The sequence below is a fragment of the Pseudomonas sp. TE9122 genome (assembly GCF_056278925.1).
Genome location: NZ_JBWBQI010000001.1, coordinates 2,948,457 through 2,963,619, shown reverse-complemented (window position 1 = coordinate 2,963,619; position 15,163 = coordinate 2,948,457). Strand labels below are relative to the sequence as shown.

At 59.5% G+C, this 15,163-nt stretch carries 18 protein-coding genes; 7 read left to right on the top strand and 11 right to left on the bottom strand.

All coding sequences use genetic code 11. The features are described from left to right. The gene (locus tag ACZ9BE_RS13290; protein WP_252867782.1) at window positions 1–606 is read right to left on the bottom strand and encodes a glutathione S-transferase; all 606 of its coding nucleotides are present in this window, start codon (window positions 604–606) and stop codon (window positions 1–3) included. A 61-nt stretch (window positions 607–667) separates the two neighbouring features. After that, on the bottom strand, window positions 668–1,576 hold the full coding sequence (locus ACZ9BE_RS13285) for a MurR/RpiR family transcriptional regulator (RefSeq protein ID WP_041480819.1): 909 nt from the start codon (window positions 1,574–1,576) through the stop codon (window positions 668–670). Window positions 1,577–1,979: 403 nt separating this feature from the next. Here ACZ9BE_RS13285 and ACZ9BE_RS13280 point away from each other — a divergent pair, with 403 nt between their 5' ends. The 3 genes from ACZ9BE_RS13280 (at window position 1,980) to ACZ9BE_RS13270 (ending at window position 4,530) form a co-directional block, all read left to right on the top strand. After that, window positions 1,980–2,384: a TraR/DksA family transcriptional regulator gene (locus tag ACZ9BE_RS13280; protein WP_016775095.1), complete on the top strand. Its 405-nt coding sequence runs from the start codon at window positions 1,980–1,982 to the stop codon at window positions 2,382–2,384. A 228-nt stretch (window positions 2,385–2,612) separates the two neighbouring features. After that, window positions 2,613–4,217, top strand: coding sequence for a methyl-accepting chemotaxis protein (locus ACZ9BE_RS13275; protein WP_476249540.1), 1,605 nt, complete (start codon window positions 2,613–2,615; stop codon window positions 4,215–4,217). Between the two features lie 109 nt (window positions 4,218–4,326). Beyond that, on the top strand, window positions 4,327–4,530 hold the full coding sequence (locus ACZ9BE_RS13270) for a hypothetical protein (RefSeq protein ID WP_016775093.1): 204 nt from the start codon (window positions 4,327–4,329) through the stop codon (window positions 4,528–4,530). A 6-nt stretch (window positions 4,531–4,536) separates the two neighbouring features. Here ACZ9BE_RS13270 and ACZ9BE_RS13265 read toward each other — a convergent pair whose 3' ends face one another. Both ACZ9BE_RS13265 and ACZ9BE_RS13260 read right to left on the bottom strand, forming a co-directional pair. Beyond that, window positions 4,537–4,776 carry a DUF2789 family protein gene (locus ACZ9BE_RS13265; RefSeq protein WP_056789253.1) on the bottom strand — a complete coding sequence of 80 codons (240 nt, stop codon included), beginning with the start codon at window positions 4,774–4,776 and terminating at the stop codon, window positions 4,537–4,539. Between the two features lie 49 nt (window positions 4,777–4,825). Further along, complete coding sequence (locus ACZ9BE_RS13260) at window positions 4,826–5,038, bottom strand: hypothetical protein (RefSeq protein WP_236168680.1); 213 nt, start codon at window positions 5,036–5,038, stop codon at window positions 4,826–4,828. Window positions 5,039–5,497: 459 nt separating this feature from the next. On the opposite strand from ACZ9BE_RS13260, the gene ACZ9BE_RS13255 reads away from it, so the two are divergent. The 4 genes from ACZ9BE_RS13255 to ACZ9BE_RS13240 all read left to right on the top strand — a co-directional run bounded on the left by ACZ9BE_RS13255 (window position 5,498) and on the right by ACZ9BE_RS13240 (window position 7,837). After that, a complete protein-coding gene (locus tag ACZ9BE_RS13255) occupies window positions 5,498–5,968 on the top strand; it encodes a hypothetical protein (RefSeq protein ID WP_039763128.1) in 471 nt (156 codons plus the stop codon). Beyond that, on the top strand, window positions 5,965–6,162 hold the full coding sequence (locus ACZ9BE_RS13250; protein ID WP_476249539.1) for a hypothetical protein: 198 nt from the start codon (window positions 5,965–5,967) through the stop codon (window positions 6,160–6,162). The genes ACZ9BE_RS13255 and ACZ9BE_RS13250 overlap by 4 nt, the downstream gene beginning before the upstream one ends. A 125-nt stretch (window positions 6,163–6,287) precedes the next feature. Further along, the gene (locus tag ACZ9BE_RS13245; RefSeq protein ID WP_236168660.1) at window positions 6,288–7,304 is read left to right on the top strand and encodes an ABC transporter substrate-binding protein; all 1,017 of its coding nucleotides are present in this window, start codon (window positions 6,288–6,290) and stop codon (window positions 7,302–7,304) included. Window positions 7,305–7,396: 92 nt separating this feature from the next. Then, a complete protein-coding gene (locus ACZ9BE_RS13240; RefSeq protein WP_353187595.1) occupies window positions 7,397–7,837 on the top strand; it encodes a DUF3995 domain-containing protein in 441 nt (146 codons plus the stop codon). Between the two features lie 114 nt (window positions 7,838–7,951). Here the strand turns inward: ACZ9BE_RS13240 and ACZ9BE_RS13235 are convergent, their stop codons facing one another. The 7 genes from ACZ9BE_RS13235 to ACZ9BE_RS13205 form a co-directional block, all read right to left on the bottom strand. After that, on the bottom strand, window positions 7,952–8,314 hold the full coding sequence (locus ACZ9BE_RS13235; protein WP_041480808.1) for a Na+/H+ antiporter subunit G: 363 nt from the start codon (window positions 8,312–8,314) through the stop codon (window positions 7,952–7,954). Next, window positions 8,311–8,589: a K+/H+ antiporter subunit F gene (locus tag ACZ9BE_RS13230; RefSeq protein WP_041480807.1), complete on the bottom strand. Its 279-nt coding sequence runs from the start codon at window positions 8,587–8,589 to the stop codon at window positions 8,311–8,313. Before ACZ9BE_RS13230 ends, ACZ9BE_RS13235 begins: the two co-directional genes overlap by 4 nt. Continuing rightward, window positions 8,586–9,074, bottom strand: a complete 489-nt coding sequence (locus ACZ9BE_RS13225; protein WP_041480806.1) for a Na+/H+ antiporter subunit E — start codon at window positions 9,072–9,074, stop codon at window positions 8,586–8,588. The genes ACZ9BE_RS13230 and ACZ9BE_RS13225 overlap by 4 nt, the downstream gene beginning before the upstream one ends. Continuing rightward, complete coding sequence (locus ACZ9BE_RS13220; protein WP_095180236.1) at window positions 9,071–10,750, bottom strand: monovalent cation/H+ antiporter subunit D; 1,680 nt, start codon at window positions 10,748–10,750, stop codon at window positions 9,071–9,073. The genes ACZ9BE_RS13225 and ACZ9BE_RS13220 overlap by 4 nt, the downstream gene beginning before the upstream one ends. Then, window positions 10,747–11,091, bottom strand: a complete 345-nt coding sequence (locus ACZ9BE_RS13215; protein ID WP_016775082.1) for a Na+/H+ antiporter subunit C — start codon at window positions 11,089–11,091, stop codon at window positions 10,747–10,749. Before ACZ9BE_RS13215 ends, ACZ9BE_RS13220 begins: the two co-directional genes overlap by 4 nt. Further along, on the bottom strand, window positions 11,091–14,009 hold the full coding sequence (locus ACZ9BE_RS13210; RefSeq protein ID WP_476249538.1) for a monovalent cation/H+ antiporter subunit A: 2,919 nt from the start codon (window positions 14,007–14,009) through the stop codon (window positions 11,091–11,093). Before ACZ9BE_RS13210 ends, ACZ9BE_RS13215 begins: the two co-directional genes overlap by 1 nt. A gap of 170 nt (window positions 14,010–14,179) precedes the next feature. Beyond that, complete coding sequence (locus ACZ9BE_RS13205) at window positions 14,180–15,115, bottom strand: DMT family transporter (RefSeq protein ID WP_476249537.1); 936 nt, start codon at window positions 15,113–15,115, stop codon at window positions 14,180–14,182. Window positions 15,116–15,163: the final 48 nt, after the last annotated feature.

Genomic DNA, 15,163 nt, shown 5'->3' with positions numbered 1-15,163 from the left:
TCAGGTCATCGGTGTGCTGATGAACGCATCGGTGCCTTCTGCGTAGGCGGTGTATTCGGCGATGCGCGCATAGCGCGCGGAGTCGACCTGATCGGGCACGACGAGGTTGGTGAAGCTCCAGGCAACCGCCAGGCTTATGCCGGTCTGGGAGAGGGAGCCGTCGACCGGCAAGTCAATTTGCTCAAGTTCTTTTTCCAGGGCGGTAAACGCGGCGGCGAGTTGGCCTTCAACGCGTTCAACCCAAGGTTGATACTGAATGTCGGCCGGGCGCAAGTTGCGTTCGTAATACAGCTGCACGGCTTTTTCGCAAGCGGCGAGGCTGAGGCCGATCAGACGCAGGGCGTGGGCGCGTTGTGTGAGATCGCTGGGCAGCAGGCTCTTGCCGGAACTGGCTTCGAGGTAGTCGAGGATGAGGGTCGAGTCCATCAGGACCACGCCGTCGTCGAGAATCAGCGTGGGCGCTTTGACCACCGGGTTGATCTGCTGGAATTGCTCGAAGTGGCGGAATACCGAGACCGACTCGTGTTCGAGGTCAATCCCCAGGCATTTGGCGGAGATTGCTACGCGGCGCACGTAGGGAGAGTCGAGCATGCCGATCAGTTTCATGACGCGTTCCTTCAAGTCGAACCGGTGGGAACGCATAACCTAGCCGAGCCTGAGACAATTGTCAGTCGTCGAATCCGGGTTGTTCGTGAATCTCATCGACATTCAGTTCCAGCCGATAGGCCACCGCCACAAACAGCGCCTGACATAAACACAGTGTCGCGCTTAGCGAACGAAAGGCCAGCGCACTGCCTTCATTGACCAGCAACACGCTATTGGCAAGTTTCGCCAGTGGCGACAGAGGGCTGTCGGTGATGATCAGGGCATTGGCGTCTTGCTGTTGTGCGAATCGCAGGCAGTGCTGGGTTTCCTTGGCGTAGGGCACAAAACTGATGGCGATGACCAGGTCGTTGGCGCGCACGCTGCGCATTTGCTCGCGATAGCTGCCGCCGATGCCGGAGACGAGATGAATGCGCTTCTGGGTGTGCTGCAGGTTGTAAACCAGATAATCGGCGACGGCGAACGAACGGCGGACCCCGACCACATAGATGTCGTCGGCATTGACGATGAGATCGACAGCTTTGTCGAACGCAGCCCCATCCAGTTCGCGGCCCAAACGTTCGATGCCCGATAGCGTTGCGTCGATGCACTCGCGGACAAGCTCGCCGCTGTTGGCGGTCTGCGATTTGTTGGCGATCAGGCTGCGGATGCGTTGTTGATAGTTCTGCGCCGGCGTGGCCTTGTGCGTCCAGGCCTGGCGGAACAGCGCCTGCATTTCGCTGAAGCCGCTGAACCCGAAGCGCTGCGAAAAACGCACGATGGCGGACGGATGCACCTCGCATTCACGAGCGATGTCGCTGATGCGGTCGACCATGATTCGCTCGCTCTGCTGGCTAATGTAACTGGCGATACGTTTAAGCTGACGCGGAAGGGCGTCATATTCGTCGCTAATCGTTTGCAGCAGACGCTCGGCAGTGATCGGGGGGCTGGCGAGCGAAAGTTCGTCGGCGGCCGGCAGATCGGGGCGGGGCATAGGACATCCTTCGGGCGGGTTGATCACGCGGTAAGCCTGATCATAGAAGGGCTGCGCGGGCTCTGCCGGGCTGAAACGATGCACCTTGCGAGAATAATTTCCGCTGTCGATGGCGGCATGGTTAGCCGTTTGTCTTCTATATACAGCCGCTGGAGTGAATTTCTTGCTATAAACGCACTCCGATGGCCGTGTGAAGCCTGTGTCAGAGCAGTTTCCTGGTCCTGTCGGACAAATTCCCTGTATTTACAGTTGCTGAGGCCTTGATCGGGCCTTAGACTGCCGCCCCTCGTAAATTGAGTGCCGGGTGGCGTTTGCAATAAAACGATGCCTTTTCGACGGCCGACACGGTTCGCCGAAACGCTCCCTTATTCGCCTTAATGCACGTTTTTTTATAGAGATATCAATGACAAAGGACAAGTTGCTGGCTATGCCGGCAGATGACTACATGAATGCAGAGCAACACGCTTTCTTCACTGAGCTGTTGCAGAACATGAAAGTCGAAACCCACGAGCGCATTGAGCAAAACCGTATCGCCATCGAAAGCCTGGACACCCCGGCTGACCCGGCGGACGCGGCTTCGGTTGAAGAAGAGCGCACCTGGCTGGTCAACGCGATCGATCGCGACCAGCGCATGCTGCCGCAGTTGGAACAAGCTCTTGAGCGCATCAAGGACGACAGCTTTGGCTGGTGCGACGACAGCGGCGAGGCCATCGGCCTGAAGCGCCTGCTGATCAGCCCGACCACCAAATACTGCATCGAAGCTCAAGAGCGTCACGAGCAGATCGACAAGCACCAGCGTCAGGCCTGATTCCATGGCGGCCCCTGAATAGGGGGGCGCCTGCAAGAGATCGCAGCCTTCGGCAGCTTCTACATGGAGTTGCGGGAGGCTGCGATCTTTGTTTTTGCTCGTCTGCGCTATTTCCCCCGTCGTTCCATTGACCTGCCACAGACCCCACGACTAACGGACCATGGATAATGGCGTTGTAGTGGCGTTTAATGCAGTCACAACAATGAGAACAAACGTGGGGTGATCAAGATGACGAGAGATGGATCTCTGGTTGCGGCGCTGCCTGCACCAGTGCTTTTGCCGAAAAACCGCTGGATCGCGCCGACCCTGCAAAGCATCGCCCTGATGCTGTTGCTGGCCGGCATGGCTATGGCCGAGTGGTCGCTCTACCTCGGCATGCCGCTGGCGATACTGATTGTCTGGCTGCCGCGCCTGCGTTCGCGCAACGTTCCAGCTGCTGTCCCGGTCGATAGTGCGAGCGCATTGTCCGCACTGACTCGCGATCTCTCCTACACCACCAGTCACAACGCACTGTCAGCCGCCGGCGTGGCGTTCTCGGTCAAGGCGCTGGCGAACAAACTCGAATCGCAACTCGACGCGGCGGCGCAGATCGTCAGCAATGCCGAAGTGATGATCGCCACCGAACAGGCGACTTCACAGCTCAGTCGCGACGCGCTGGACGCCGCCAGCCAAGCGCATTACAGCAGCGCGGCGGGGCGCAGCGAACTGCTCGACTCGATTTCGCGCATGCAGCAACTCAGTCAGCGCGCCAACGCCAGCCGCGAATTGATCGAGGCCCTGAGTGTGCGCAGCGACGACATTCAGCGGGTGACGCTGGTGATTCAGTCGATCGCCAGCCAGACCAATCTGCTGGCCTTGAACGCAGCTATTGAAGCGGCCAGGGCGGGCGAACATGGTCGCGGTTTCGCCGTGGTCGCCGATGAAGTACGCGGATTGGCGGCACGGACGGCGGCGGCCACGGGCGAAGTCGGTGAGATGGTTGCAGACATTCAGCAGCGCACCGCGCAAGTGGTGGCGCAGATTCGCGAGTTGTCGAGTGATCTGCATACTGGCGTCGAACAGGTCGAGCACACCGGTCAGCATCTGGAGAACATCGCGCGACTTGCCGCCGGAGTGGAAACCCAGGTCAGCGAAATCGCCCGTGGCGCGCAAACCAATCGCGAGCAGCTTGATGCGCTGTTCAGCGCGATTGAGCAAATGCGTAGCGATCTGGCGATCAGCGATCAGCAGACCCGCCGCCTCGCCGAGGCAGCGGTGCAGATGGAAGGGCAGGCGGAAACCATCAGCGAACGCTTGGCCGAAGTCGGTCTGGACGACTATCACCAGCGCATTTATGACCTGGCGCGCGAAGGTGCGAGCCTGATCGCAGCGCGCTTCGAGGCGGATGTCGAGCAGGGGCGGATCAGCTTGGATGATTTGTTCGATCGCAGCTACCAGCCGATTCCGGGTACCGAACCAGCCAAATTTCAGACCAGGTTTGATCAGTACACAGATCAGGTCTTGCCCGCGATTCAAGAGCCTCTGTTAACGCGTCATGAAGGTTTGGTTTTCGCGATCGCCTGCACGCAGCAGGGTTATGTACCGACGCATAACCAGGCATTCAGCCAGCCGTTGACGGGTGATGTGCAGGTCGACACGGTAAATAACCGCACCAAACGCAAATTCGCTGACCGCACGGGCATCCGTTGCGGCAGCCATCAACAACCAGTTTTGCTGCAGACTTACACGCGCGATACGGGTGAGCTGATGCATGATCTTTCGGTGCCGATCATGATCAAGGGCCGGCATTGGGGCGGATTGCGGCTGGGCTATAAACCTGAGAACCCACACTGAGATTGTTACCGTTGACGCAATGAATCTGTGCACGGCGGTTGCTGTTTCCTCCCGAAGGAAAGCTTTAATCTGACGACTTAGTTAGGTAGCTAATTATTTCGGAGGGCACATGCAGTGCAGGGTGGATGTGGCAGTAATGATCGGCAGCGGCGTTCCGGCCGGCTTACGCGCGATGGGGCGCAGTGTGTGCTGGGTGGTTTTGCTCAACGGGGAGCGACGCGGCACAGCCTTCGCCAGTCGCGATGAAGCGGAGGAGTGCAAGGCTGCCTGGCTCGAACAACTGAACATCGAGCCCGGCGACAGCCTGCACTGATCGCCCTTATTTACCGCGATGCAGGCGCACGTTCAGCTCATCGACAGTTATCGCTTCTTCGCCGTCCTCACGCAGCCACTCTTTTAGTAGTTGCGCCTGTTGGGGCGTCCAGAAATCGGCATCGATCAATTTGATATCAGATTTCAAAGGGTGGGCTTCGACAAAATTATTGATCGACGCTTCATCGGCCGGTAGGCCCAGCTGTTCGAAAAGGGTGGTCAGGTTAAGCTCGGTTGGCAGTTCCATCATCTACTCCTGGGTTGGTGCCGGTACGGCTTGTTCGTTCACTCCCTTATCAGAGGCAGGCGCTGGCGCGGAGTTCGATTTTTGATTCAAGCGAGCGGGCAAGGGCGCAGGCTTCGTTGTGATTGCCGCGGAAACCTCTGACACGTCCCGTGGATATCTCCTTGATGTGAAAGAACGCAATACCTGCCGGCACCACTTGAAAGTGCGGGGTTCGATGATTGTTAGAAGATGTCGGAAGGTTGTCGAGGTCGGCAACCTTCATCGTCAGAGATGGGGTGATTCGCGCGTCAGCCGACGTGGCAAAATGAGTCAAAGTGCACATATGAAGTCCTTTTCATCAGTCGGCCGGGATTTAACGGCCGTTGCGGGTAGTCGTAATGAGCATCGCTGCTCTAGAATCGCCAGTACCTGTTGACGACCGGGCTTATCTAAAGCAATTTTTCGCCAGCGATATGTCGGAAAAGTGCTTTTTTTCGTGAGAAATTTCCCTGAAGTTCGTAGTCAGAATTGCTCTAGTCGCACTTGAGGCGTTTTCCTTCAAGCTTTGGCGATTTCAGAGCAGGTTTCACTAATGACAATCCAGTAGTCTACGAACCTCGCGATTCAAGAGTGCTTTGCTCGCTTCGGGTGTTTGAATGTATTTGCAGTTTTCATCGGCCTGGCCGTTTCTTTGCCGTGGGCGTTTTTCGCTGCGCGGTTTTTCAAATGTGGGGATGTTTCTTTGGCAGTCAGTAACCTCGATATGCATGCTTTGTTCGTGCTGGGTGATTTGCGTGCAAAGCTGGTCAAGCAATTCCAATCACGTTTTGTTTACATCACCGAGCAAAACGCCGAAGGCATTTACATCGCCGAAATCGACACCGAAAGTGCATTGGTAGTCGATGACAAACCGGGACTCAAACTCAAGGTTGGCGACCATTTCATCGCGTCAGTTTTGCCCAGCCGTGAAGGCGGCAAGATGGACATTCGTTTTCGCGACATCAAACTGACGGTCTACGGCTTGGGCGATTACGCCTTTGTCAGCACGGCCGACGGTCACGCGATCCTGTTCAAGGAAGGCCATAGCGTCGTCACCGTGTTCGCCGCCAATGAGCAGCTGCAGGAAGGTTTGACCAAAACCCTCAAAGCCGTCACTGCCAAAGCCGCCAAATGGCGCAAGGGCGAGCTGGTGACCTTCAAGGCCAGCGAGTGAAGCGCGCGGATTTCCATGCGCAAAATTTCGACAGCGCACGCGAAGAAGCTCAGCGCTTGTTCGCCCGCAAGGCCGAACTGCAAGGTGCCTGGCTGAGTTGGGTAGCGTCGCAGCTCTATGCATTGCAACCGGCGGCATACGCCAGCATGGTCAGACGTGAGCTGCAAAGCCTGCAGGAAAAGTCTGAAACGTAACACCGCGCGCAGCAGACCCCGAAAAAAGCAGGAACCTCGGCTAAAGTCAGTTGACTGAGTCATTCAGAGGCTTGCGTTTCTGTCAGGCCAACTGCCATTGCTGTGAACAGCACGAGGTGCGATGCATGAACGGATTTCGACGGTTATTGGCCGCCAGCGTGGCCACCTTTGGTTTGCTGACGTCAGCGCAATCGCTGCAGGCGGCACAGGCGCCGGTGCACTTTGCCGACCTGAACTGGGAAAGCGGCAGCCTGATTACCGAGGTGCTGCGGGTTATCGTCGAGAAAGGCTATGGCCTGCCGACCGACACTTTGCCCGGGACCACCATCACGCTTGAGACCGCGCTGGCCAACAATGACATCCAGGTGATTGGCGAGGAGTGGGCCGGACGCAGTCCGGTCTGGGTCAAGGCCGAAGCCGAGGGCAAAGTGGTCGGCCTGGGCGATACGGTAAAAGGCGCCACTGAAGGCTGGTGGGTGCCGGAGTACGTGATCAAGGGCGATCCGGCCAAAGGCATCAAGCCGCTGGCGCCGGATCTGCGCAGTGTCACTGATCTGAAGAAATACAAGGACGTGTTCAAAGACCCGGAAAGCCCGGGCAAAGGGCGTTTCCTCAACAGCCCGATCGGCTGGACTTCGGAAGTGGTCAACAAGCAGAAGCTCACGGCGTATGGCTTGCAGGACGACTACACCAACTTCCGCAGCGGCTCCGGCGCTGCGCTGGATGCCGAGATCAGCTCTTCGATTCGTCGCGGCAAACCGGTGTTGTTCTATTACTGGTCGCCGACGCCGCTGCTTGGCAAATTCAAACTGGTGCAGCTGGAAGAGCCGCCGTTCGATGCCGAGGCGTGGAAGACGCTGACAGATGCCGATAATCCCAATCCGAAACCAACCCGCTCGCTGGCATCGAAGCTGTCGATTGGCGTGTCTACGCCGTTTCAAAAGCAGAACCCGCAAATTGCCGAATTCTTCAGCAAGGTCGATTTTCCCATCGAGCCGCTGAACAAGGCACTGGCGGATATGAGTGACAAGCACACCGCACCTCGTGAGGCGGCGGTCGCGTTCATGAAAGCGCATCCGGACGTGTGGCAGGCCTGGTTACCCAAGGATGTGGCTGACAAGGTGACGGCTGATCTGAAATAACGCGGTCAACGCAGCGCACCGCCGACCGGTCGTGCACGGCCAAAAAATCCGACTAGGATGGTTTGTTCAAATCCCTTTGAAGGATTTCAACCATGACCTTTGTGTTGGCTCAATGGCTGGTGACTGTCTTCGCGGCAATCGGCCTGATGCACGTGTATTGGGCGTTGGGTGGGCAATGGGCGGCTGCGGTGGTGGTGCCGCAGGTGCCGGTGTCGGGCTTCGTGGCCTCGGTACGCCCGGCCTTCAAGCCCTCAGGCTGGCTGACGCTGGCAGTCGCCGCTGCGCTGCTGATAATTGCCGCGCTGGTTTGCATGCGGGTCGGTTGGGGCGTGCCGGCGGTGCAGCACAAGGCACTGCAATGGGTGATCAGCGCAATAGCGTTGTTGATGTTCGCCCGAGCGATCGGTGACTCGAATCTGGTCGGATTTTTCAAGGAAGTGAAAGGTTCGCGATTTGCGCGGCTGGATACCTGGGTGTATTCGCCGTTGTGTGCGCTGCTGGGGGCGGGGTTGTTGGCGGTGGCTTGGGTTTGAGCTGATCCGGAATTGGCGACGACCCGACTGGCCGCTTCGCGAGCAGGCTCGCTCCCACATGGGAGAGCGGATTCCTGGTGTAGCGATGGCGCCATCACAGGCGCCACATGATCATCAATTACCACTTTCAGTCTGACGACTGCTCACCTCAGCCGGCACATCATCCCCGGCCATCCGCTTGCGGAACAACGCCGCCCGCGCCAGCAGCAGGGTGGTCACTGGCACGGTGATGGCCAACAGAACCGGAATCAGCCAGGCATGCACCACTGGCCCGGACTTCAGCGCTGAAAAGCAGATGATCGACGCCAGTGCCACACACCAGGCACCGATTGTCGACGCCAGCGCTGGCGGATGCATACGCTGGAAGTAATCCTTCATGCGCAGCAATCCGGTTGCGCCCAGCAGGGTAAACACGCCGCTGAGCACCAGCAGGACCGCCACCGGAATCTCGACCCACAAAGACAATTCGGCATTCATTCGATCACCTCGCCACGCAGCAGGAATTTCGCCAGGGCAAACGAGCCGACGAAGCCGAACAGCGCAATCAGCAGCGCCGCTTCAAAGTAGGTATCACTGGCGTAGCGAATGCCCAGGGTCAGCATCATCAGCATGGCGACGATATACAGGTAATCCAGCGCCAGTACCCGATCCTGCGCTGACGGGCCTTTGAACAGACGCACCAGCGTCAGCGTCATCGCCACGCAGTACAGAAAAAGCGTGAGCAGAATCGCATTCGACAGCAATGGGCTCATTCGAAAATCTCCATCAACGGTCGCTCGTAGGTGCTTTTGAAGTGCTCGATAAACTGCGCCTCGTCGTGCAGGTCCCAGACGTGCAGCAACAGAACGCTGCGGTCCAGTGCCAGCTCCGACCATACGGTGCCGGGCACCACGGTGCAGATCATCGCCAGTGCCGCCAGACCATGAGCATCGCGCAGATCCAGAGGCACCTTGATAAAGCATGAGTTGGGCGGGCGCCGTCCGGCGTTGAGTACGCCCCAGGCGACGATCAGGTTGGACATGATCACGTCACGACCGACCAGGAGAAACAGGCGCAGCACGGCCATCGGATTGCGAATGCGCGCACGTTTCGGCCGCAATTTGCGCATCATCAGCGGCGCGGCGAAGCCCAGCGCGGCACCGAGCAGCAGATTGCCCGGGCTGACGGACAGGTTCAGGGTCAGCCACAAGACCCACAGCGCCAGCGATAACCACGGAGCCGGAAACAGTCGATTCATGGCTGCACCTCGAGCATGTCAGCTCTGGCTTGCGGACTCGGCACCGCACGTGTACCGAGAACTGCGAGCACATATTGCTGCGGATTGTTCAGCGCATCGGCCGTAGCCTGGGTGTAGCGCAACAGCGGTTCAGCCTTGAACGTCAGAACAATGCTCAGCCCGAGCAGCAGAAAAATCGGCGCGCATTCGAGTTTGCGCAGCAGTGGTGACGGGCGCTCCTCCGGCGTCCAGAAGCGCTGGATACCCAGGCGAGAGAAGGCCATGAGGGAGGCCAGACCGGTCAGGATCAACAGGGCCAGCAATCCCCATGCGCCGGGAGGCAGCGGCGCCGCAGTGCCAAGTCCCGACGGGTTGAGCAATGCCCCGATCAGGCTGAGCTTGCCGATAAATCCGGAGAGCGGTGGCATGCCGATAATCAACAGGGCGCAGGCAATGAAGCTCAAACCGAGAAAGGCCATGGTCCACGGGATGACCTGACCGACCACGGCTTTCTGTTCGTCGTCGAGGTTGATGCCCTTGGGCGGTTGCAGCGATTCCTGCGGGCGCGGCAGCAGTTCGCTTTCGTCCTCGAGGGGAATCTCGTTGGCCGAGCGCGAGCGCTCGATCAGTTCGGCCAAGAGGAACAGCGCGCTCAGCGCCAGGGTCGAGCTGACCAGATAAAACAGCGCAGCGCCGATCAGGTTCGGCTGGGCGAAGCCGATCGCCGAGAGCAGGATGCCCGCCGACACCAGAATGCTCAGGCTGGCCATGCGCTCCAGGCGTTGCGCGGCGATAATCGCCAGCCCTGCGCAAGCCATGGTCGCCATGCCGCCGTAGATGAGCCAGTCGCCGCCGAAGAATGCCGAGGCGCCGGCCTGACCGGAAAACAACAGGGTCCACAAGCGCAGCAGGGTGTAGACGCCGACCTTGGTCATGATCGCGAACATTGCCGCCACCGGCGCGCTGGCGGATGAATAAGCCGGCACCAGCCAGAAGTTCAGCGGCCACATGCCAGCCTTGGCCAGAAACGCTACCGCAAGAATCCCCGCGCCAGCATGCAGCAAACCACGATCGGCTTCCGGCACCAGCGGAATCTTCATCGCCAGATCAGCCATGTTCAGCGTGCCGGTCACCCCGTAGATCAATGCAGCGCCGATCAAAAACAGTGACGATGCCAACAGGTTGATCGAAATGTAATGCAACCCCGACGACACCCGCGCCCGGCCCGAGCCGTGGAGCAACAAACCATAGGATGCCGCGAGCAACACTTCGAAGAATACGAACAGGTTGAACAGATCAGCCGTCAGGAACGCGCCATACAGGCCCATCAGCTGGATCTGGAACAGAGCGTGAAAGCTTGAGCCGGCGCCGTCCCAGCGGGCCATGGCAAACAGCAACGCGCTGACGCCGATAACGCCGGTCAGCACCAGCATCAGTGCCGACAGGCGATCAACCACCAGGACGATGCCGAACGGTGCCTGCCAATTGCCCGGCAGGTACACACCGATGGAGCCGGGCACCCCGGTGGTCTGCGTCCATTGCAGTAGCATCACTGAAATGAACAAGCCGAGGAGGCTGGAGAACAGGTTGATTTTCGCCTTCAGCGGCCGGTGTTTCTCGCCGAGCATCAGCATGATTGCGGCGGTCAGCAGCGGCAGCAGGATCGGTGCAGCGATCAGGTGAGTCATCGCCATCATTCTTTAGGCTCCCGGCCGTCGACATGGTCGGTGCCGGTCAAGCCGCGCGAGGCGAGCAATACGACGAGAAACAGCGCGGTCATGGCGAAGCTGATGACGATAGCCGTCAGTACCAGCGCCTGGGGCAGCGGGTCGGTGTAGTGCAGCAAGTCCTGGGTCACGCCGTCCTTGATCACCGGTTCCTTGCCGATGAACAGGCTGCCCATGCTGAAAATGAACAGGTTGACCGCATACGACAACAGACACAGGCCCATGACCACCTGAAAGGTTCGCGGCCGGAGGATCAGCCAGACCCCGGAGGCGGCGAGAATGCCGATGGCGATTGCGATGACTTCTTCCATCAGACGGCTCCTTTGCTGGCGACTGACTTGGGCAGCGAGGCCGTCTTGTGGCCGCGCACCGATTGGTGGGCGAGGGCGGTGAGAATCAGCAGCGTCGACCCGACTACCACGGCGTACACGCCGATGTCGAAGAACAGCGCACTGGCGATATGGATGTCACCCAGCACCGGCACGCTGATGTGCCAGGTGTGAGTGGTGAGGAACGGATAGCCGACCAGCATCGCACCGAGACCGGTGGCGGTGGCGAACAGCAGACCGGTGCCCATCCAGCGCAATGGCCGCAGGCTCATTTGCGCCTCGACCCACTGCGTGCCGGCAACCATGTATTGCAGGATAAAAGCCACCGACATCACCAGCCCGGCGACAAAACCGCCGCCCGGCTGATTGTGCCCGCGCATGAACAGGTAAAACGACACCACCAGCGCGACAGGCAGCAGCAGGCGCACTAGCACCGCCGGCACCATCATGAAGCCGAGCGCGGTGTCGCTGGCCGAACGCGGGTTGACCAGATCGGTGACCACGTCGGGCGCGAGCAGGCGTTGCTGCGCCGGCAACTGCAGGCTTTCCTTCGGCGGGCGGAAGCGGCGCAGCAGGGCGAACACGGTGAGCGCCACGGCGACCAGCACGGTGATTTCACCGAGGGTGTCGAAGCCACGGAAGTCCACCAGCATCACGTTGACGACGTTGCTGCCGCCGCCCTCGGGCAGGGCGCGACTGAGGTAGAAAGAGGAAATATGGTTCGGCGTCTGTCGGGTGAGCATGGCGTAGGACAACAGCGCCATCCCCGCACCGACCGCAATCGACAGCAGCAAGTCGCGCAGACGACGGATACGCGCCTTGCGCAGGCTGCCTGGCAGTGGTGAGACCTCTTCGATGCGTCGTGGCAACCAGCGCAGACCAAGCAGGATCAACACCGTGGTCACCACTTCGACCGCCAGTTGCGTCAGCGCCAGATCAGGCGCGGAGAACCAGACGAAGGTCACGCAGGTCATCAGGCCACAGACGCTGACCATGGTCAGTGCAGCGAGACGGTGATATTTCGCCTGCCATGCGGCGCCGAGCGCACAGGCGATCGCCAACAGCCACAGGGTCACGAAGACGATGGAACCAGGTATTTTCGGCCGGTCGCCCCAGGTCAGCGTGCCGTGCAGCATCGGGATCAGACCGGCGAGCACGGCGGCCGAAACCATCAGGAACAGCTGCATCTGCAAGCGCTTGGTGCCGAGGCGCCGCTCGACGCGCCGGGCGATGCGCATCATCACGACCAGACTGCGCTCGAACAAACGCTTGCCGTTGAAGCGGCCGACCAGCGGCGGATACTTGAAATGGCCGAGCTTGAACTGCTTGCGCAGCAGCAGATAGAGGATGATGCCGCCGGACATGGCGATCAGGCTCATGATCATCGGTGCGTTCAAACCGTGCCAAATGGCCAGGCTGTATTCCGGCAACTCACCACCGACCACCGGCAGTGCCGCAGCGGCGAGTAATGGCCCGACGATCTGCGCCGGGAAAATCCCCACCAGCAGACAGGTGAAGACCAGCAACTCGACCGGGGCGCGCATCCAGCGCGGCGGCTCGTGCGGCGTGTGTGGCAGGTCAGTGGCGGTGGGGCCGAAGAACACGTCGACGGTGAATCGCAGGGAGTAGGCGACGCTGAACATGCCGGCGATGGTCGCGACGATTGGCAGACTGGTCTCGACCCACGCGGTGGCGTTGATGAACACGGTTTCGGCGAAGAACATTTCTTTCGACAGGAAACCGTTGAGCAGCGGCACGCCGGCCATTGAGGCACTGGCGACCATGGCCAGCGTCGCCGTATAGGGAATCAGTTTGATCAGACCGCTGAGCTTGCGGATATCACGGGTGCCGCTTTCGTGGTCGATGATGCCGGCGGCCATGAACAGCGAAGCTTTGAACGTCGCGTGGTTGAGAATGTGAAAAACTGCTGCCACTGCGGCCAGTGAACTATTGAGGCCCAGGAGCAAAGTGATCAGACCGAGATGGCTGATGGTCGAATAGGCCAGCAAACCTTTGAGATCGTTCTGGAACATCGCGCAGTACGCGCCAAGCAACAGTGTACAGGCGCCCGCTCCGCTGACGATGTAGAACCATTCCTCACTGCCGGACAGCGACGGCCACAGACGTGCCAAAAGGAAAACCCCGGCCTTGACCATGGTCGCCGAGTGCAGATAGGCCGAGACGGGCGTCGGTGCCGCCATCGCGTGGGGCAGCCAGAAGTGAAACGGGAATTGCGCGCTTTTGCTCAGCGCGCCGATCAGGATGAGTGGCAAAAGAACAGGGTAGAGGGCATGTGCACGAATCAGATCGCCGGCGGCCAGGACCTTGTCCAGGTCATAGCTGCCGACGACATGGCCGAGAATCATGACCCCCGCCAGCAGACATAACCCGCCGGCACCGGTGACCATCAGCGCCATATAAGCCCCGCGCCGCGCATCGGCGCGGTGGTGCCAGTAGCCGATCAGCAGGAACGAGAAGAGGCTGGTCAGCTCCCAGAAGAACACGATCTGAATCAGGTTGCCGGAGATCACCAGGCCAAGCATGGCGCCCATGAACGCGAGAAAAAACGCGAAAAAACGCGGCACCGGATCGTCCGGCGACATGTAATAACGGGCATATAAAGAAACAAGCGTGCCGATGCCCAGCACCAGCATCGAGAACAGCCAGGCGAAGCCGTCCATGCGCAAAATGAAGTTCAGCCCCAGACTGGGCAGCCACATGAATTCTTCGCGGATCACGCCGCCGTGGGCGATTTGCGGGTACAGCATTGCGACCTGAACGGTGCCGATCAAAGCGACCAGACCCGCCAGCAGCGATTCGGCATTGCGCGCATTGTGCGGCAGCACCGCTGCCAGACAGCTGCCGATGAACGGCAGAAGCAGTAGAACTATCAGGGACATAGGCTTCTAATCTGCGGAAGTTTGTGAAGCATCATACGTGCCAGCTCCCTGATCACCAAACGCGAGGATGTCTCAGAATCCTACAAAGTAGTCTGGAATTTTGTGTTTGGCGTTGTTTCAGAGGCAACAATGGTGCGGCGCTTTCGCGAGCAGCCAGAAAAGATTGCGGGTCACGCCTGCGTTTCCCGCTCCAGCTCAGCTTCTGCCTCGGTGGTCCTTCCCTTGGTCTTCAACTCACTGACAATCACCGCCGCCACAATCAGCCCGGCGCCCACCAGTGCAATCGCCGGCAAGCGCTCTCCGGCAATCCGTCCGACAATCCCGGCCCACACCGGTTCACCGGCATAGATCAACGTCGCCCGAGTCGGCGAAACACTCTTCTGCGCCCAGTTCATCGCCACCTGAATCGCCGCACTTGCTGCGCCCAGACCCAAAGCGGTCACCAGCAACAACCAGGAAAAGTCCGGAATCACTTCACCGGTCGGGACCACCAGCAAGAACGACAACACCGCCGTCACCGCCAGTTGCACCACCGTCACCCGCCGCACATCAACCTGTCCGGCGAATGTGCTGATCAAGATGATCTCGGCCGCAATCGCAACGGCGCTGATCAAGGTCGAAATTTCTCCCGGACTGAAATTCAACGCCGCCCCCGAAGGACCCGACAACAGCATCAACCCGGTAAACGCCAACATGATACCGATGCTCGGCATCAATCCTGGGCGACGGCCAAGTACCAGCCATTGCAGCAGCGGCACAAACGGCACATACAGCGCGGTAATGAACGCCGACTGACTGCTCGGAATACTTTGCAATCCGACCGTCTGCAGGCCGTAACCGAGCATGATCGCTACACCGATGAACGACCCTGCCTTGACTTCGAACAAGGTTAGTTCGCGCAGATGACGCCAGGAGAACATCGCCACGATCGCCGCCGCGGCGGCAAAGCGCAGGCCGACAAAAAACATCGGGCCGCTGACCGTCATGGCATGTTGCACAATCAGAAACGTGCCGCCCCAGATCATGGTGATCAGCACCAGCACGCACTCGGCTTTGCTGAAGCGGGAAAAGCGGATTCGGGACGCAGAATTGTTTGGCGACATCATGACCTTGCGCACATTAAAAGGGAGGCCGCACAATGCCGCCAGCGTTGC